Consider the following 14,439-nt stretch of genomic DNA (forward strand, 5'->3'; position numbering starts at 1 on the left):
CCCCGGATATATAAATACCGACCTAAACCATAATTACCACCACCAGAAAACCGAACAGACTCTGATAGGCCTTATTCGGCGACCACTGAACACTGATTCTCTTCGAACCGAAAGCCGACCACCCGCAGGTCGCAGCCCACACCACGCCGGCCCGACACCCGGCCACGATCGTTTCGGAACAGCATGAAAACCCGAACGAGCGAGTCCGGTTTCCGCCGAAGCACTTCACCTGCGCGTCCCTTGTCGACACACCACGTCAACCGTGACCAGTGATCACACCAAGCGCGGACAAGGGTCGAGATTCGTCGACCAGATGATGTATACCGACCGACGAGTTCGGGCAGTCGGGTGCCTGCAAGGGAGAACGCCCCAACGAGGAGGTCATGGTGGCCGAGCCGTCGAGCCCGCTCAAGGACAAGAACTACAACCTCATCTGGGCCCTTCACCAGTCGCTGGAGAACGTCTGGCGTCTGGAGGGATACATCAAGGACGCGGAGAGCCAAGGTGACGAGGAGCTCGTCCGCTGGTTCCGTCGAATCCAGGAGAACAACCAGAAGGCCGGTGACCAGGGCAAGCAGATGCTCATGGCTCGGATCCAGAAGGAGAACGGCTGAGGCTCCGTCCTCTCGCTCAGCCCGGACAAGCCTCAAGGCGGTCCCGGACGTGTCCGGGACCGCCTTGAGGCTTGTCCGGGGTCTCCGGGCAGGTCGGGAGAAGGGGCGCCATCTCCCCACCCCGGGAAGGGGCTCAAGGCCCGACCCGCGCTTCGACCTCCACCCGTCGTACCGGCGCGGCCGTGCCGGGAAGAGCATCGATCAACCTCAGGGCCTCGGCGTCCCACCCGAGAGCGGCCCCGTGTTCCCGGGTCGTTCCATGGCAGGAGTCAGCCCTCAGGGGCACCCGGCCCCGCCAGCCGTACCGCCAGCAACGCGATGTCGTCCTCACCGGTCCCGACGACGTTCTCCTCCACGATCCGTCGCAACAGTTCCGGCAGCGGGCTGTCGCCCCCGGCCGCGAGTACGCGTTTGGTGCGGGCGATGAAAACGTCCATCTCCAGGCCACGATGCTCGACCAGCCCGTCGGTGAACATCAACAACGTGCTGCCCGGCTCCAGGAGTCTTCGGTGGTCGAGGCGCGACAGGGCCGGAAAGTCGGGATGGAAGAGCAGACCGTGCTCGGTCAACTCCTCGACGTCCCCGTCCGGAGAGGCGACCAGGGGCCGGATATGGCCCGCGTTGGTCCACGTCAGCAGCCACCCTTCGGAACACGGCCTCAGGTGGGCGTGCACCATCGTGCCGCTGGCCCCGAGATCCAGTACTCGGTTGGCGTGCTCGAAGGCCGAGAGGATCCGTGCGGGCCCATAGTCGGGGTGGTCCAGATCGGCCTGCCGCAACATGGTGCGCACCTGCCCCATGAAGATGGCCGCTTGGAGGTTGTGGCCGGTGATGTCACCGATCGTGATCGCCAGGGTTCCGCTCTCGTCGTCGATCAAGGGGTAGACGTCGTACCAGTCACCACCCACCGTGGCGCCCCCGTCGGCGGGGCGGTAGAGGGCCTCGATCTCCAAACCCTCGATGCGAGGAATCTCGGTCAGCATGGCCTTCTGCATCAGGTGCGCGGCCTGGACACGACGGTTCACGTAGGACACCCGCTCCACGGCACGAGCGGTGTATTCGGCCAAGGAGGCGAGCAACGCGCGTTCCACGACCTCCATTCGATGGGGCACGTCCCACCCCAGCACGAGCACGCCCACGGGATCACGGCCCACGGGCACGGGAAGGAACACCGCGCCGGCCAGCCCCATCCGGGTGAACCTGGCTCGCACCTCGCGGGACAGCTTCGCGATGGCTTCCTCGTCGGGCACTTCCACGATGGTTCCGTACGCGCCGCGTGGGCCTCGGGCCAGTCGCTGTCCAGCGCGCACTCCGCATAGGCCGCTTCCACTTCCAAGGGGTCCTCGGAGTCGACGACGCGGCGCAGCAGGTCCCCCTCGACCAGCATCAGCTCCACCTGGACGGTACTCAGATCGAGGCTGATCAGTGCCTTGGCACTGCGCCGTACCAGGGCCACGTCCGTGGCTCCCGCCAGTTCCTCGGCGGTACGCATCAGCAGTCGAGAGCGTTCGTAGGCGCGCTGGTCCTGTAGCCGGGTGCGTCCGTTCTCCTCCACCAGCAGTCGCAGGATCAACTCCGCCTCGCACACGTGCGCCAGATCGCGCAGTGCGTCGATTTCCCTATCGCCCCAGGTGCGTGTGACGGTGTCGATCGCGAGGATGAAACCCAGGAGGGTCCCCTCCATGTCGACGAGCGGCACCCCGATCCAACTGACCGCACCGAGAGTTCGGGCCACACGCGCCACGGAGGCGAAGGGGTCCTGGTCGGCTTCGTCGGTGGATGGGGCACCCGGGTCCTTCGTGGGAGGCAGGGGCACCTGTCTGGATGTGGACCACGGTTCCCCCAACCCCACCAGACCGGCAAGGACATGCCGGTCCTGTTCCGCCAGCGTGATCACCACCGGGGCTTCGAGCAGGTACGCGGCCAGGCTCGCGAAGCAGTCCATGCTCTCGTCCGGCTCGGCTCCCAGCCCGAGACGTTCCGTCACGGGCGAGACCTCGACATCCGACGGCCGAGCGGAACCGCCGTAGAACTCGTCGTCGTTGTCCATCGACTACGCCGCCCCAGCCTTCCCGCTACGACCAGCACCAATACATAGGCGCCAAGCCTATTGACGCCGCTCCCGTGACCGGTGGAGGCAAGGCGCGTGGCGGACGGTGTGCCGCTCTTCTCCTGCGGACGGTTCGCGTCGCGTCGGATGAGGCGATCGGAGCCCGGGTCAGTAGAAGAAGGCCGCTACGCCCCGCCCTGCCGTGACAGCGGTCTCGCACCAACCCATGGAGGACTCGGCGGCCGTCAGCACGTAGGGGTCGATAGCCGCCTTACGATCCTCGGTGACCTGCTTCCACTGTTCAAGGGCCTTCCCGCATTCCGCAAGGGTCCATTCGCCGTAGGAGGGAAACCCCTCGGACGAGTACGGAATCGGCGAGGGGGCACTCCCCGCACCAAGGCCTTCGACGCTGACGGCGGTCACGCCCAGGTCCGTCAAACCCTCGTCGACCCTCGCGGTCCATCCGGACCGCATCGGAGAGAAGTCCGAGTTGTCCAGGAAGCGACCGTGGAACTCACAGATCCATTTGAAGGCATAGTTGTACATGACGCTGTACCGCTCATCGAAGGGTCCACCGTCGATGACCGCGCGGATCGCCTCGTAGATAGGAGGGCCACCATCCTCGATGAGGTGGTCGAACTGGGAGTCGAAGTGGGTCAGGTGCTGCCTGAACCGGCCGCCGATCATCCGACGCAGCTTGACGTCCTTCGATCCGATGGAGCCATGCAGAACGTCGAGGTCGACCACGTAGGGCATCAGCGCGAAACTCATACCTCGAAGCTAACGACGGCCACCGACATTCCCGGTCGTCCCCTGGGCCCCTACCGTCACCAACGATCGACGCGCACCGAAAGAGGCATCCGTGTCGTATGCGGCGATGGGAAACTCTCACAGATCACCGAAGCGCTCCTCCGGCCGCACGCCCGGTGTTTCAGGACACGACCGTCACACGATACAGCTGTGGGGCCCAACGAATACCGACGATCCCGAAACGGCTACGGGGCCGACCGGCTCGCCAAAGCCCGTATTCAGTTGAATAATCCTCTCACTAGAAACCCCCACATGAGCGATCACAGACCCTATGTCGGACGGGTCTACGCGGCCCTGAGCACGTCGCTGAGCCTGCGCCCTTTGAAAACCTCAGGTACGAGCACAGAGCGGTCAGCGCGAGCGCTCCTACGCTCCCCCTATCCCAGAGGCATCAGTGGTGGATCGATCGAGTGGCACGAAGCCGCGGGGTGGTCTCTCTTGCTCTCTCCCACTGAAGAGCCAGAGGTACGGTATTGGATGAACCGAGGATCCGTCGTCGGTGTCTCCGCCGTCGCCGACTGGGTGTACTCGGTCATCGATGAGGTTCGGGGCGCGAGCGACGACACCCTCTTCACCTTGGTCGACTTGCACACGGAAAGCGTGCTCCGCACCGAGACCACGGAGAAGATCGACCAGGAGCTCGCGGCCTTCGATATCCACTCGAAGCGTTTCGGTGAACTCCAGGCAAAGGGGCAGTTCCCGAAGCAGAAGCAGCACGACACGGAGACGAGCCTCGCTGCATTGGCGCTCACCGACGTGATGCACGAATTTCTCCTCCCTGGCCGGACCGACAGTGGTCAGTACGCCGTTCGCAGCGGCTCAGAATCGTGGAAACGCGGAACCTACCTGGGGCTTTTCCTCAACGAGCGGCCCGGGCCTGAACACCGTACGATCGCGGCTCTGGGTTTGGTGGCACCGATCGGAAAGTCCGGAACCTTCGAACGTAAGGTCGAGGTCTCCCACTTCACCGCCCTGTCACTACCGATTCCGGTGGAACATTTCTCGCACCTGGGCAAGCTCGTGCGGGACGCCTTCGACCGCAACCGAGGAATTCCCTCAGCCACCGGCAAGAAGATCCTGAACAAGTTGGCCGCGACCTCGGACGAGGCGGCGGAGCGGATCCGCTCCCTCGAAACACGGTTGGCCCTGGAAGAACCCGACATCAAGGACCGGCCTGTCCGCGCTCTGGAGAAGGACGCCGTCGGTGTGCTGTTCGAGGCCTTCGACATCGACCGGGAGCACCTGCTGAGTTGGCGTCCGACCGGTGACGGGGACCCGTTCCTCAGCGGCGTCAACGGTGCGCTGAAGGGAGGGCGCTACAACCCTCAGGAGAAGTGGCTGGTGGACTTCGACGCCACCCACCTGCCTGGCTGGTCCTTTCACCGGTCCGACTACGTGGCCTGGGGCGTGTTCACCAACAAGTACAAGTCCAGGTCGCTTCTGGTGGCCAACATCGATCGCACCCCGGTCGAACATGCCACGGGGGTGGACCTGGTCTACTACAACCCGCACGGTGGCAACTTCGTCATGCTCCAATACAAGGTGCTGGAGGAGACCGTGCGAGGCGGCCTGCACAGCAGCGTCGACCCACGCTTCCTCGAACAGATCGATCGCATGCGGGAAACCGATGAACGGTTCCGGGACCCCAACCCGCGCCATCACGACATCCGTCTGGTGGACACCCCCTGTTTCATCAAGCTCTGTGCTCCTCAGACGCGCATGTCCGCCGGTGTCGAGATCGCCTCCGGGATGTACTTCAGCCGGGAGCACTTCGAGATCCTGCACGAGAACGCCGAGGAAGAGGGTTATGCGAAGGGCAGGCGCATCCGGCGGAGGGAGATCCCTCGTTACCTCAACGGCTCCGACTTCATCTCACTGTTCTCCAATGGTTGGCTGGGTAGTCGGGGAACGGGGACCGAGCAGCTCTACCAGGAGCTGGAGGTGTCCCTTTCCTCGGGGAGGTCGGTGGTGCTCGGAGTACACACCGATGGGCTTCCGCTGATGAACCACAGCTCTGGCCGTTGGCCGGAGTAGCCGAAGCGGCCGGCGTACCGGTGAGCGGTTCGTCGGTCGCCCGGCGAGGGGTGCCGTTCGATCGGCGTCCACTCGCGAGGACAAGGCCGAGATGGCCGACGAGCACCCTCACGGCGTTGTTCATCGGATACGCGGCCACCACTTCGATCACTTCGGTAAGGCCGCGGGAGACCGCGTATCGACATCGACCGGTCGGCGGCCATCGTTCTCGCATCGGATCCGGGCCCTGACGTTTCCTTGGTGGCCCTACTCGACGACCATCGTCAGCGAGCCCGGTCCGACCGATTCCCGGCACGAGGCGTGTTTGAGCTTCTTCGACGTGAACGACGGACCGGGAGAACGTTTCCGGTCGGCCCATGAGGCGATCCGGGCCCTCGGGTTCCTGGCTCGACCTCGCGCCGGTTTCGTGCTGACTGGGTGTGGGGTCCCGCCCCGTCTCCTGCCTCTGAGGAGGTGACGCCGGGGCGTGGGGGTTTCGGGATCAGTGTTGGAACTGAAGGTCCCGGGGCAGTAGCCGGCTCTGGGATTGGGCCCACAGGTGGGCGAGCAGATCGTCGTAGGTCGTGGCCTCGTACATGCCGGTCGCGGAGGCCACCCAGAACGATTGAGTCGCCTCGCCGAACCATGTGATCAGGCCCCGGTGACGAGCTTGGAGAGCGGCGGCCTGGTGGTGCTCCAAGGCGAACTCGGCGCGGTGCCCACCCAGGCGGGGCAAGGTGCCGGCGCGCTGGGTGCGGCAGGTGCGGTGAACGCAGGACGCGCAGGCCGGGCCGGTGACGGGGACCGGGCGTCGAGGGGCGGGGGTGAAGGTCGTGCCGTCGGAGGTGGGGCGAGTGTCCACGGGGCGTCGCGGCGCGGGGATAGGGTGGTTCATCAGATCCTCTTTCCTTGCATATGACCGTGTTGGGTTTCGGGGGTTCAGGGCCCGGAAGAGCGTTGGCGCGCTCTCCTGGGCCCGTCTCATGTCCGGGACATGTCGTTTAGTTGTGGCTGTGCCAGCCGCTGCCGGTCAGGTCGTAGGCCAGGTACAGCCACACGGTGCGGTACTCGGCGTTGCCGTTGTCGCCCCAGGTGGTGGACAAGGCGTCGATCATGGCCAGGCCCCGCCCGGATTCGGCTCCCAGGTTCAGCCCGTCCGGGGCCGGGATGAGGTGGGTGTTGCGGGTGCGCATGCCCCCTCGGTCGCGGCAGGCCAGGCGGAGTCCTTCCTTGTCGCGGTGTACGCGCAGGGTGTAGGTGCCGCCGGGTTGTCCGGAGAGGCTGTGCCGGATCGCGTTGTTGGCCAGCTCGCTGCCCAGCAGGGTGAACAGGTACCGGTAGTCGTTCGTTTCGGTGGCGGCGCAGGTGTCCAGGAACGCCCGTACCAGCGGCATCAGGGCCGGGACTCCGGCGAAGTCGTAGCTGCGCGCCCGGTAGTTAGGACGTTCCGGGAGACCGGAGAAGTAGTGGCGTTGGAAGGGCCGGATGAAGCTGGCCAACGGCACCAGAGCCTCCCCCGGAACCGGCACGGTGGTGGGTGCGAAGGCGGTTTCGGGCATGACGAACACACTCCTTGGCATGGCTGACACATGAGTCGGGGGATCGTGCGAAGCGCCCGTTGGAGGAGTCTCACGGAGGCCGTGATGCGCGGAACGGGCAAGGCATAGCCTGACCAGATGGACCCTGAGTGATCCATCGGTTACTAGCCACACCCATCATCATGCTCTACGAATTTCGAGCGGTCAAGCAGTTCTTTTCGAAATTCGCACTACTACAGAGTAGGATTCCCCTATGCAGAGCCCCATCAGCCCCACCGTGCGCCGCCGGAGGTTGGCCCGCGAACTACGACGCCTACGGGAATCCCACCACCTCAAGCTCTCCGAGGCCGCAAAGCAGGCCAAAGTTCCCCTCTCCACACTCAGCAACATCGAAAACGCTGAAGCCAAGCGCATCAAAGCTCGCGACATCGATGCACTCGCAGCCCTGTACGAAGCGCCAGATGAAGTCCGGACAGCTCTACATGAACTCTCCCGAGAGTCCAAGGAACAAGGCTGGTGGTCCAACTACAAGGACGTTTTCGGCGGTAACGCACTACCCGACTTCGAGGTCGAAGCATCCATGATCCGCTCCTATGAGTGCATGGTCATCCCCGGCCTCCTGCAAACTCCGGACTACAGCGAAGCTGTGTTCCGTGGGGGATGTGCCTACTCGGAAGCCGAAGTGACACGGCATGTGGCTGCTCGAATGCAGCGCCAGCACATCCTGGGGCGTCATAAGCCACCTCACCTTTGGGCAGTCATCGACGAAGCAGCACTACGCCGCGAACTGGATGATTCAGACATCATGCGCGAACAACTTGACCACCTACTCAACATGGCCACACGCCACAACATTGACATCCAGGTACTCCCGTTCAGCGCAGGTATGCACGCTGGAATGTCAGGTTCCTTCGTCCTACTAGACTTCCCCGGCGAACTCGACCCCAGTCTCGTATACACCGAGACAGCAACCGATAGCCTCTTTGTCCAAGAATCAGATTCAGTGCAGCGGTTTGTGACTATTTTTTCGCACCTTAACGCTGCTGCGTTGAGAACCTCACGGACCATGGGGTTCATCCAAAGCATCCTGGAGTCGAACAACCATCATGAGCACCACTGAGTCCTTGGACTTCTTCAAGTCCAGCTACAGCAGCGACCGCGTCAACTGCGTGGAGGTAGCGCACATCCCCACCAACTTCCGCAAGAGCAGCTACAGCGGTGACCGTGCAGAGTGCGTCGAGGTCGCCGAACCCCCCTGCGGCGCGGCCATCCGCGACTCGAAGCACCCCACCGCCGGACACCTCCCCTTCCCCTCCACCGAGTGGACCGGTTTCCTCACCGCCGCACTCACCCGCTGATACCCACAGTCCGCCGGTACCCGGCCGTATCCGGTACTAGGACCACGGCCGGGTCCTGCTTATCAGCACACCTTGACACCACCTACCCCACCAACCCGTAAGGCCACTTCCGCCCCTCCATAAACACCGGCGTTCACCTGCACCAATTTCCGAAAACCACTTCCTGTCGAACTGACAAGAAGCTACTCTCGGGCCCATGCCGAATGAAATCTGGCGACCACCCCCCGTACTGCTCACCGTCGACCTGGTGATCCTCACCCTGCGAGCCTCGGCCCTGCACGTCCTTCTCATCGAGAGGGGCATCGAGCCCTACAAGGGCGAATCGGCCCTGCCCGGCGGGTTCATCGCGGACGCCGGCGAGGACATCTTCGACGCGGCCCACAGAGAACTCCGGGAAGAGACCGACCTCGACGCGACATCGCTGCACCTGGAGCAACTGGGCGCCTACGGCCGACCCGGCCGCGACCCGAGAGGGCGCATCGTCTCCGTCGCTCACCTCGCCATCGCCCCCGGTCTGCCCGAACCCGAAGCCGGTACCGACGCGTCCGCCGCCTCTTGGCTCCCCGTCGAAGAGGTCACCTCCGGCCGTCGAACGCTCGCCTTCGACCACCGGCAGATCCTCGATGACGCTTTGGAACGCGCCCGCGCGAAGATCGAGCACACCGCCCTGGCCACCGCCTTTTGCGCCCCGGCCTTCACCATCGCCGAACTCCAACGCGTCTACGAGGCGGTCTGGGGCTTCGACCTCGACCCGCGCAACTTCTACCGCAAGGTCCAGTCGGTGTCGGGCTTCCTTACCCCGGTCGGTCCGGACCGTCGTACCACCAAGGGCCGCCCTGCCCGCCTCTTCCAGGCCGGCCCTGAACAAGAACTACGCCCACCGATCCTGCGGCCCCTGCTCCCGAACCGGAACGAGGAAGCGCGATGAGCAACGATCTCGTGGTGGTCCTGACCGCCCTGAACCTGGAATACCAGGCCGTGCGCGAGCGGCTCCGTTCACCAGAGCCCTATCGACACCCGCGAGGTACCCGGTTCGAGATCGGGGCCCTGCCCGGCGGCCATGGGCGCGTGGTGCTGGGGCTCACCGGCAAGGGCAACCAGTCGTCCGCGGTGCTGGCCGAGCGGGCCATCCAGGAGTTCTCCCCCGCCGCGTTGCTCTTCGTGGGCGTGGCCGGCGCCCTGTGGGACACACCCCCGTTCGGTGACGTGATCGTGGCCACCCACGTGTACGCCTACCACGGCGGAACCAGCGAGGACGATGGCCTCAAGGCCCGGCCCCGGGTCTGGGAAGCGGCGCACGAGATCAGCCAGATCGCCGCACACCTGGCCAGGGTCGGTACCTGGGCGCCGCCCGGGTCCGCGCCTGGCCGACCCCGACCCCAAGCTCACCTGGGGGCCATCGCCGCCGGAGAGATCGTGCAGAACTCCCGTATCTCCCGCGAGGCCGATTGGATCCGGCAGACCTACAACGACGCGGTGGCCATCGAAATGGAAGGCGCCGGCGTCGCCCAGGCCGGGCATCTGAGCGGGTCACCGGTGGCGATCGTGCGCGGTATCAGTGATCGCGCCGACGGCACCAAGGCCACCGAGGCGGATCGGAAATGGCAGCCGATCGCCGCCGCGAACGCCGCCGCCTTCGCCCTCGAACTCGCCACGGAACTCACGGAAGCGGAGCCCCTCACCATGCGCGAAGACAGTGCTTCCGGCACCCCCGGCAGCGTCAACAACACGGCACACGGCAGCGTCGGCGTCCAGGCCGGTCACGTCAGCGGCGGCACGTTCCACGTCTCTCTCACCTCCTCCGAACCCGAGCCGGTCGAGATCTCGGAACGGATTTCGGCCCTACGGGAGGAACTGGCCCAGGAGCGCTCCAGTGGGCGCATCGACGAGGAGACCCACGAGGCGGCCTCGACCGAACTCGACATCGCGAGCAAGGGGATCGAGGAGGCCACACCCCAGGGCAGGAAGACGTCATTGCTGGCTCTGAAGCGCCTCCTGGGTCTCCTGGGGGACCTGGCCTCGCTGGCCACCAAGGTCGCGCCGCTGATCACCTCGGTCAAGGGGCTCACATGAGCGGGCCCGAGACCCACAACACCGCCGGCCCGCACTCCTTCGTCGGCGTGCAGGTCGGCCAGATGCACGACTCCGAGATCTATGTGGTGGGGCCCGACGACCCACCAGAGATGATCTACGATGTGGGCGTTCGCTATCTCGAATCCGGAATCCCGGGTAAGGCGCGCGAACATATCGAACGCGCCCACGCGCGAGGGCTGGACCACCCCGAGCTGCACCTCAACCGGGCCCTGGCCATCCTCAGCAAACGCTCCTACCGGGACCTGAACAAGGCGGACCGCGCCCTGCTGAAAGAGCTGGAGCTGCGAACGGAGTCGCTGAGTCACGACACGTCCGGGCAGGCCTTGGACGTGGTCTTCGCGCTGCTCTCCTGCGTGGACGGTTCCGATGGGGACTCCGAGACCGCGATGGCCCTCTTACGCGGCCTCCCGTCTGGGCACCGCGACCCGATCCTGCGTCATCTCGGCCTGGTCCTCACCGGTGGTATGAAGCAACGTCTGTGGAACCAGATCCGGGACAAGGCCCACCGGGGGCACACGGCCGGTGACCGACGTGACCGTGTCTGGTCCTACTTCGAGCCCGAGCCGGCGGAGGCCAGGGCCAAACACCCCGCTCCGAAGTCCTACAACGGATGGAGCCTCTTCGGTGGGCTTCTCCTGGCGGTGGCGACCCTCTCTCCCATCGCGTTCATGATGAGGACCGCGCTGGCACACGGCGACTTTCCGGCTTTGCTCTCCTGTCTGGCGATGCTGGTCCTGGGGCCGGCTGCGGCGTGGACCCTTGGTGAGTGGTACCACGAGCACCGGCGCATGGTCGCTCTGGAACACGAGTACGGCTATCGGCGTGCCCCCTCGTCCGCGCCGCCCAAGGGCGGGTTCACCGACCAGGTGGAGAGCGCTTTCGACCACTACTTCTTCAAGTACGCGCCCGAACCGGAGAACAGGGAGGCGTGGCTGAAGGAAACCGCGGGCGTGCGTCGGTCCCTCCGTGACGAGGTCGCTCGCACCTACCGGGAAACCGAGGTCGAAGCCGGCAAGGTGCGCTGGTTGATCCGATTCATGGCCCGTGACGTGCGGCGTCGCTGGACCGGAGGAATGCCGCTGGAACCGCGAGAGGTCCACAACGTGACTATGGTGAGCAGGTTACGGTGCGTGTCCCTGTTCCTGCTCTTGGGAGCGGCGACCGTGACGGCCCTGTCGGCGGCGTTCCAACAGGCCCCGGTGACCACGGTGGGCTGCGTGCTCTTGGCAGCGGTCACCGCCAGGTTCACGGTCCCCAAGTGGCTGAACATCCAAAGCGAGCGTCGACGCTTCCGTGAGCAGACTCAGGAGCGGGAGGAGATCGTCGAGGCCCGCAAAGCCGAGCGCGAGCGATGGAAGGCCAAGCTCGACGAGCTACGCCCCTCGGAGCAAGAGATGGAGGGCTGGCTGGACGCCGACAAGACACTGATCCTCGACCAAGTGTTAAGGCACCACGGTCTGGTCTGGTACGAGGTCATCGCCCACGCCTTTCTGCCGACTCCGAATCGGCCCTGCAAGTCGGCCCACGTCCCTCGTGGCCCTTGGCGCTATTCGAGGTATGAGATCAGGATCTTCCTGGTGACCGAAGAGGGTGTGCGCGAAGCCACCGCCGATCTCGACTTCGAGCGCGGGCACTGGGACCGCAGCGAACGGGACAACTACCGCTTCGACGCGATTTCCTCCGTTCAGGTGGAGATCGAGAGTGCACGCCGCTACACGCTGAACATCACCCTGACCAACGGACCGGCCAAGGGGATCCCCGTGTCCGAGATCCCCACCCGCGACACGGTGGACGAGGCGCCGCCGAGCGAGAGTTCGGAGATCAACCTCGACGCGGCCGGGTTCTCCCACACACTCCGCATCCTGGAAGGCATCGCCGCCGAGGGCAAGCCGTGGTTCGACAGGGAAGCGGAACCACCTACGAGGAACCTCCCTCCCCAGCCCGAGGCCGACCCGCCTTCGGATTCGCATGAGCCGACACCGAAGGGAGGTGCCGTGGCCGTGTCCGAGCGGCAGTCCCAGCCGATTCCCGGGTGAGGTCTCCGCAGCGGCGTTCCCGATGTCGGGTACCCGGTCCGCGATGTGGTCCCGTTGATGCCCGTGGAGGGCGGCCTTCAAGGCCAGGGAGGCGGGCGACTTCCGGACCGGTGTTCCAGAGGACTCTGATGCGGGCTTCGTCTCCGCAAGGTCGGGCCTGCGTGTGAACATCGGTGGCCGGTTCCACCCGGCAGGAAATCGGGCGGGCCGGCCCCACCGTCCCCTTCCAACAGGAAACGTCCTGAAGGAAGGCTCGGGTGGGGCCGGCCCTGGGCATCGCGCTGGTCGAGACGCCCTCGGCTGCTTGCGGGTCAGCCGATGGCGCCCGTCATGGCGGGCAGGTAACCCTCGGAGTGACCGGCCTTGTTGGGGTGGTAGGACTCGTTGATGGGAACGGTGGTGCCGTTGATCCACGGCTCGTCGGCGCAGACCCGGTTGCCCTCGAAGCCGCCACGCACGTCGACGTAGGTCAACCCGGCCGCCGCCACACGGTCTTCGATGCCGCCCGCGAGGACGTCGGCCATCTGGTTCAGCCTCTCGCGCTTGACCTCGCCGATGCTGCCGACGCCGCAGGGTCCCATCTCGAACAGGCTCGGGTAACCCAGGACCACGACCTGTGCCTGGGGCGCTGCCTCGGTGATCGCGGCGTAGGTCTGGTCCAGGAGGGCGGGCAGTAGGTCGCGGACGTCGTTCTCGGCCTCCTCGCCTCGCTCATCACAGGCGGCGTCGCTGCCGGTGCGGCAGGTGGTGATGACGTCGGCGAATCCGACGTCGTTGCCGCCGATGGTGATGGAGACCAGGTTCGTTTCCGGGGTCAGGGCGGATATCTGGTCGTTGAGCACGTCGGTGGTGGTGGCTCCGGCACAGGCGACGAAATCGAAGGAACCGGGCGCGTGGGAGGCGGCCCAGAGCTCGGGAAAGGCCGAAGGCCCTCGCTTGCAGTCACCGGAGTCGTCGTAGTCGCGGGTTCCCAGACCGGAGGAGTAGGAGTCACCGAGCGCGACGTAGTTGATTTCGGCGGTTTCCGCCGACACGGGTGTTGCGAAGATCAGGGGGATGAAGGCAAGGCCGGATACGGCCGCCAAGGCACGACTGACGGACAAGGGGGTCTCCGCTCGATGAGGGGGATCGGGGGCCGAGGGTGCGGGTGTCGTGCGATATCAGCGCTGGCGAAGAACGGGGAGTTGGCCAGTGCGATCTCGATTGAATGGTCGGGGATAATGAAATGAACATCGGAAGTTTGGGGGCAAACTACCGACCGGGCTCATGATTCCTCACGGGATTGCACAATGACAAGCCCCTCTGGCATTGACTTACACGGCGCGGATCAGGACGACCGGCATCGCCCCGTCAGAGAAGGGTTGGGGTGAACAGGCAGGAGACTCCGGGCGACCACAGGACGGAGACCGGGGGCTCCGGTGGCGGGGCGACCCCGGCGGCGGGCAGGAGGTCTCCGTCCAGGTGGAGCAATTCCGCCCGGTGCAGGGGCCAGGGGCGGTGACTCACGCGCACCCACCAGGTGCGGCCCACATGGCGGGTGTGCAGGCCCCAACGGGCGGTGAGGAAGTGCTCCAGTCGGCTCGGATCGATTAGGGGCTCTCCGACTCGCAGGCTCCAGGAACCGGCGGCCGTGCCGGGGAAGCGACGGCGGACCGCGCCGGCGCGCCGGCCTTCGGGTCCGCTGCGCAGGGACACGTCCGACCAGGTGTAGGGCAGGCCGGACAGGCTACGGGCGGCCGCGACCACGAGGGCTGAGTCGGCGTCCATGGTCAGGAAGACCACCCCGCGTCGCCCATGTTCGTCCACGGAGTACAGGCGCACGTTGGCCTCGTTGAAGGCACCGACGGGCAGCCCGCCGAGGACGAGGGTGTCGGGTACACGGAAGGCGACCAGACCCACGTAGGTCGCGCCGTCGAGGGTGTCCGC

14 protein-coding genes are annotated in these 14,439 nt (G+C 65.5%); 7 read left to right on the forward strand and 7 right to left on the reverse strand.

All coding sequences use genetic code 11. The features are described from left to right. Positions 1-383 precede the first annotated feature (383 nt). Positions 384-614, forward strand: coding sequence for a hypothetical protein (locus NLI01S_RS15030; RefSeq protein WP_067604826.1), 231 nt, complete (start codon positions 384-386; stop codon positions 612-614). A gap of 269 nt (positions 615-883) precedes the next feature. Here NLI01S_RS15030 and NLI01S_RS15035 read toward each other — a convergent pair whose 3' ends face one another. From NLI01S_RS15035 to NLI01S_RS15045, 3 genes are all read right to left on the reverse strand, one after another. After that, positions 884-1,705, reverse strand: coding sequence for a PP2C family protein-serine/threonine phosphatase (locus NLI01S_RS15035; protein ID WP_067604828.1), 822 nt, complete (start codon positions 1,703-1,705; stop codon positions 884-886). Further along, positions 1,636-2,601 (reverse strand): GAF domain-containing protein, encoded by a 966-nt coding sequence (locus NLI01S_RS26060; protein ID WP_190318476.1) that lies wholly within the window; start codon positions 2,599-2,601, stop codon positions 1,636-1,638. Before NLI01S_RS26060 ends, NLI01S_RS15035 begins: the two co-directional genes overlap by 70 nt. 231 nt (positions 2,602-2,832) lie before the next feature. After that, positions 2,833-3,435 carry a DUF7691 family protein gene (locus NLI01S_RS15045; protein ID WP_067604833.1) on the reverse strand — a complete coding sequence of 201 codons (603 nt, stop codon included), beginning with the start codon at positions 3,433-3,435 and terminating at the stop codon, positions 2,833-2,835. A gap of 516 nt (positions 3,436-3,951) precedes the next feature. On the opposite strand from NLI01S_RS15045, the gene NLI01S_RS15050 reads away from it, so the two are divergent. After that, positions 3,952-5,508, forward strand: a complete 1,557-nt coding sequence (locus NLI01S_RS15050; RefSeq protein WP_067604835.1) for a hypothetical protein — start codon at positions 3,952-3,954, stop codon at positions 5,506-5,508. Positions 5,509-5,989: 481 nt separating this feature from the next. Here NLI01S_RS15050 and NLI01S_RS15055 read toward each other — a convergent pair whose 3' ends face one another. Next, positions 5,990-6,382 (reverse strand): hypothetical protein, encoded by a 393-nt coding sequence (locus NLI01S_RS15055; protein ID WP_067604837.1) that lies wholly within the window; start codon positions 6,380-6,382, stop codon positions 5,990-5,992. A gap of 106 nt (positions 6,383-6,488) precedes the next feature. After that, complete coding sequence (locus tag NLI01S_RS15060) at positions 6,489-7,046, reverse strand: ATP-binding protein (protein ID WP_067604863.1); 558 nt, start codon at positions 7,044-7,046, stop codon at positions 6,489-6,491. Between the two features lie 232 nt (positions 7,047-7,278). Between NLI01S_RS15060 and NLI01S_RS15065 the strand changes: the two genes are divergently transcribed. The 5 genes from NLI01S_RS15065 (at position 7,279) to NLI01S_RS15085 (ending at position 12,513) form a co-directional block, all read left to right on the forward strand. After that, on the forward strand, positions 7,279-8,145 hold the full coding sequence (locus NLI01S_RS15065; protein WP_067604839.1) for a helix-turn-helix domain-containing protein: 867 nt from the start codon (positions 7,279-7,281) through the stop codon (positions 8,143-8,145). Continuing rightward, positions 8,132-8,383 carry a DUF397 domain-containing protein gene (locus tag NLI01S_RS15070; RefSeq protein ID WP_067604841.1) on the forward strand — a complete coding sequence of 84 codons (252 nt, stop codon included), beginning with the start codon at positions 8,132-8,134 and terminating at the stop codon, positions 8,381-8,383. The genes NLI01S_RS15065 and NLI01S_RS15070 overlap by 14 nt, the downstream gene beginning before the upstream one ends. A 196-nt stretch (positions 8,384-8,579) precedes the next feature. Continuing rightward, positions 8,580-9,311, forward strand: coding sequence for an NUDIX hydrolase (locus NLI01S_RS15075; RefSeq protein ID WP_067604843.1), 732 nt, complete (start codon positions 8,580-8,582; stop codon positions 9,309-9,311). Beyond that, positions 9,308-10,456, forward strand: coding sequence for a 5'-methylthioadenosine/S-adenosylhomocysteine nucleosidase family protein (locus NLI01S_RS15080; protein ID WP_067604845.1), 1,149 nt, complete (start codon positions 9,308-9,310; stop codon positions 10,454-10,456). Before NLI01S_RS15075 ends, NLI01S_RS15080 begins: the two co-directional genes overlap by 4 nt. Further along, the gene (locus NLI01S_RS15085) at positions 10,453-12,513 is read left to right on the forward strand and encodes a hypothetical protein (RefSeq protein WP_190318477.1); all 2,061 of its coding nucleotides are present in this window, start codon (positions 10,453-10,455) and stop codon (positions 12,511-12,513) included. Before NLI01S_RS15080 ends, NLI01S_RS15085 begins: the two co-directional genes overlap by 4 nt. Before the next feature lie 311 nt (positions 12,514-12,824). On the opposite strand, the gene NLI01S_RS15090 is transcribed toward NLI01S_RS15085, so the two are convergent. Together NLI01S_RS15090 and NLI01S_RS15095 are read right to left on the reverse strand one after the other, a co-directional pair. Then, positions 12,825-13,616: an SGNH/GDSL hydrolase family protein gene (locus NLI01S_RS15090; protein WP_223809253.1), complete on the reverse strand. Its 792-nt coding sequence runs from the start codon at positions 13,614-13,616 to the stop codon at positions 12,825-12,827. 247 nt (positions 13,617-13,863) lie between these two features. After that, positions 13,864-14,439 (reverse strand): DUF2071 domain-containing protein (locus NLI01S_RS15095; RefSeq protein ID WP_067604847.1); only part of this gene is annotated, 576 nt, incomplete at its 5' end.

It is taken from the genome of Nocardiopsis listeri NBRC 13360 (assembly GCF_001570765.1).
GTDB lineage: Bacteria > Actinomycetota > Actinomycetes > Streptosporangiales > Streptosporangiaceae > Nocardiopsis > Nocardiopsis listeri.

Excerpts from the sequence above, each read along its gene's own strand:
- NLI01S_RS15065 (WP_067604839.1), top strand. The coding sequence starts at position 7,279 with ATGCAGAGCCCCATCAGCCCCACCGTGCGCCGCCGGAGGTTGGCCCGC.
- NLI01S_RS15070 (WP_067604841.1), top strand. The coding sequence starts at position 8,132 with ATGAGCACCACTGAGTCCTTGGACTTCTTCAAGTCCAGCTACAGCAGC.
- NLI01S_RS15055 (WP_067604837.1), bottom strand. The coding sequence starts at position 6,382 with ATGAACCACCCTATCCCCGCGCCGCGACGCCCCGTGGACACTCGCCCC.
- NLI01S_RS15085 (WP_190318477.1), top strand. The coding sequence starts at position 10,453 with ATGAGCGGGCCCGAGACCCACAACACCGCCGGCCCGCACTCCTTCGTC.
- NLI01S_RS15080 (WP_067604845.1), top strand. The coding sequence starts at position 9,308 with ATGAGCAACGATCTCGTGGTGGTCCTGACCGCCCTGAACCTGGAATAC.
- NLI01S_RS15050 (WP_067604835.1), top strand. The coding sequence starts at position 3,952 with ATGAACCGAGGATCCGTCGTCGGTGTCTCCGCCGTCGCCGACTGGGTG.
- NLI01S_RS15045 (WP_067604833.1), bottom strand. The coding sequence starts at position 3,435 with ATGAGTTTCGCGCTGATGCCCTACGTGGTCGACCTCGACGTTCTGCAT.
- NLI01S_RS15075 (WP_067604843.1), top strand. The coding sequence starts at position 8,580 with ATGCCGAATGAAATCTGGCGACCACCCCCCGTACTGCTCACCGTCGAC.
- NLI01S_RS15060 (WP_067604863.1), bottom strand. The coding sequence starts at position 7,046 with ATGCCCGAAACCGCCTTCGCACCCACCACCGTGCCGGTTCCGGGGGAG.
- NLI01S_RS15030 (WP_067604826.1), top strand. The coding sequence starts at position 384 with ATGGTGGCCGAGCCGTCGAGCCCGCTCAAGGACAAGAACTACAACCTC.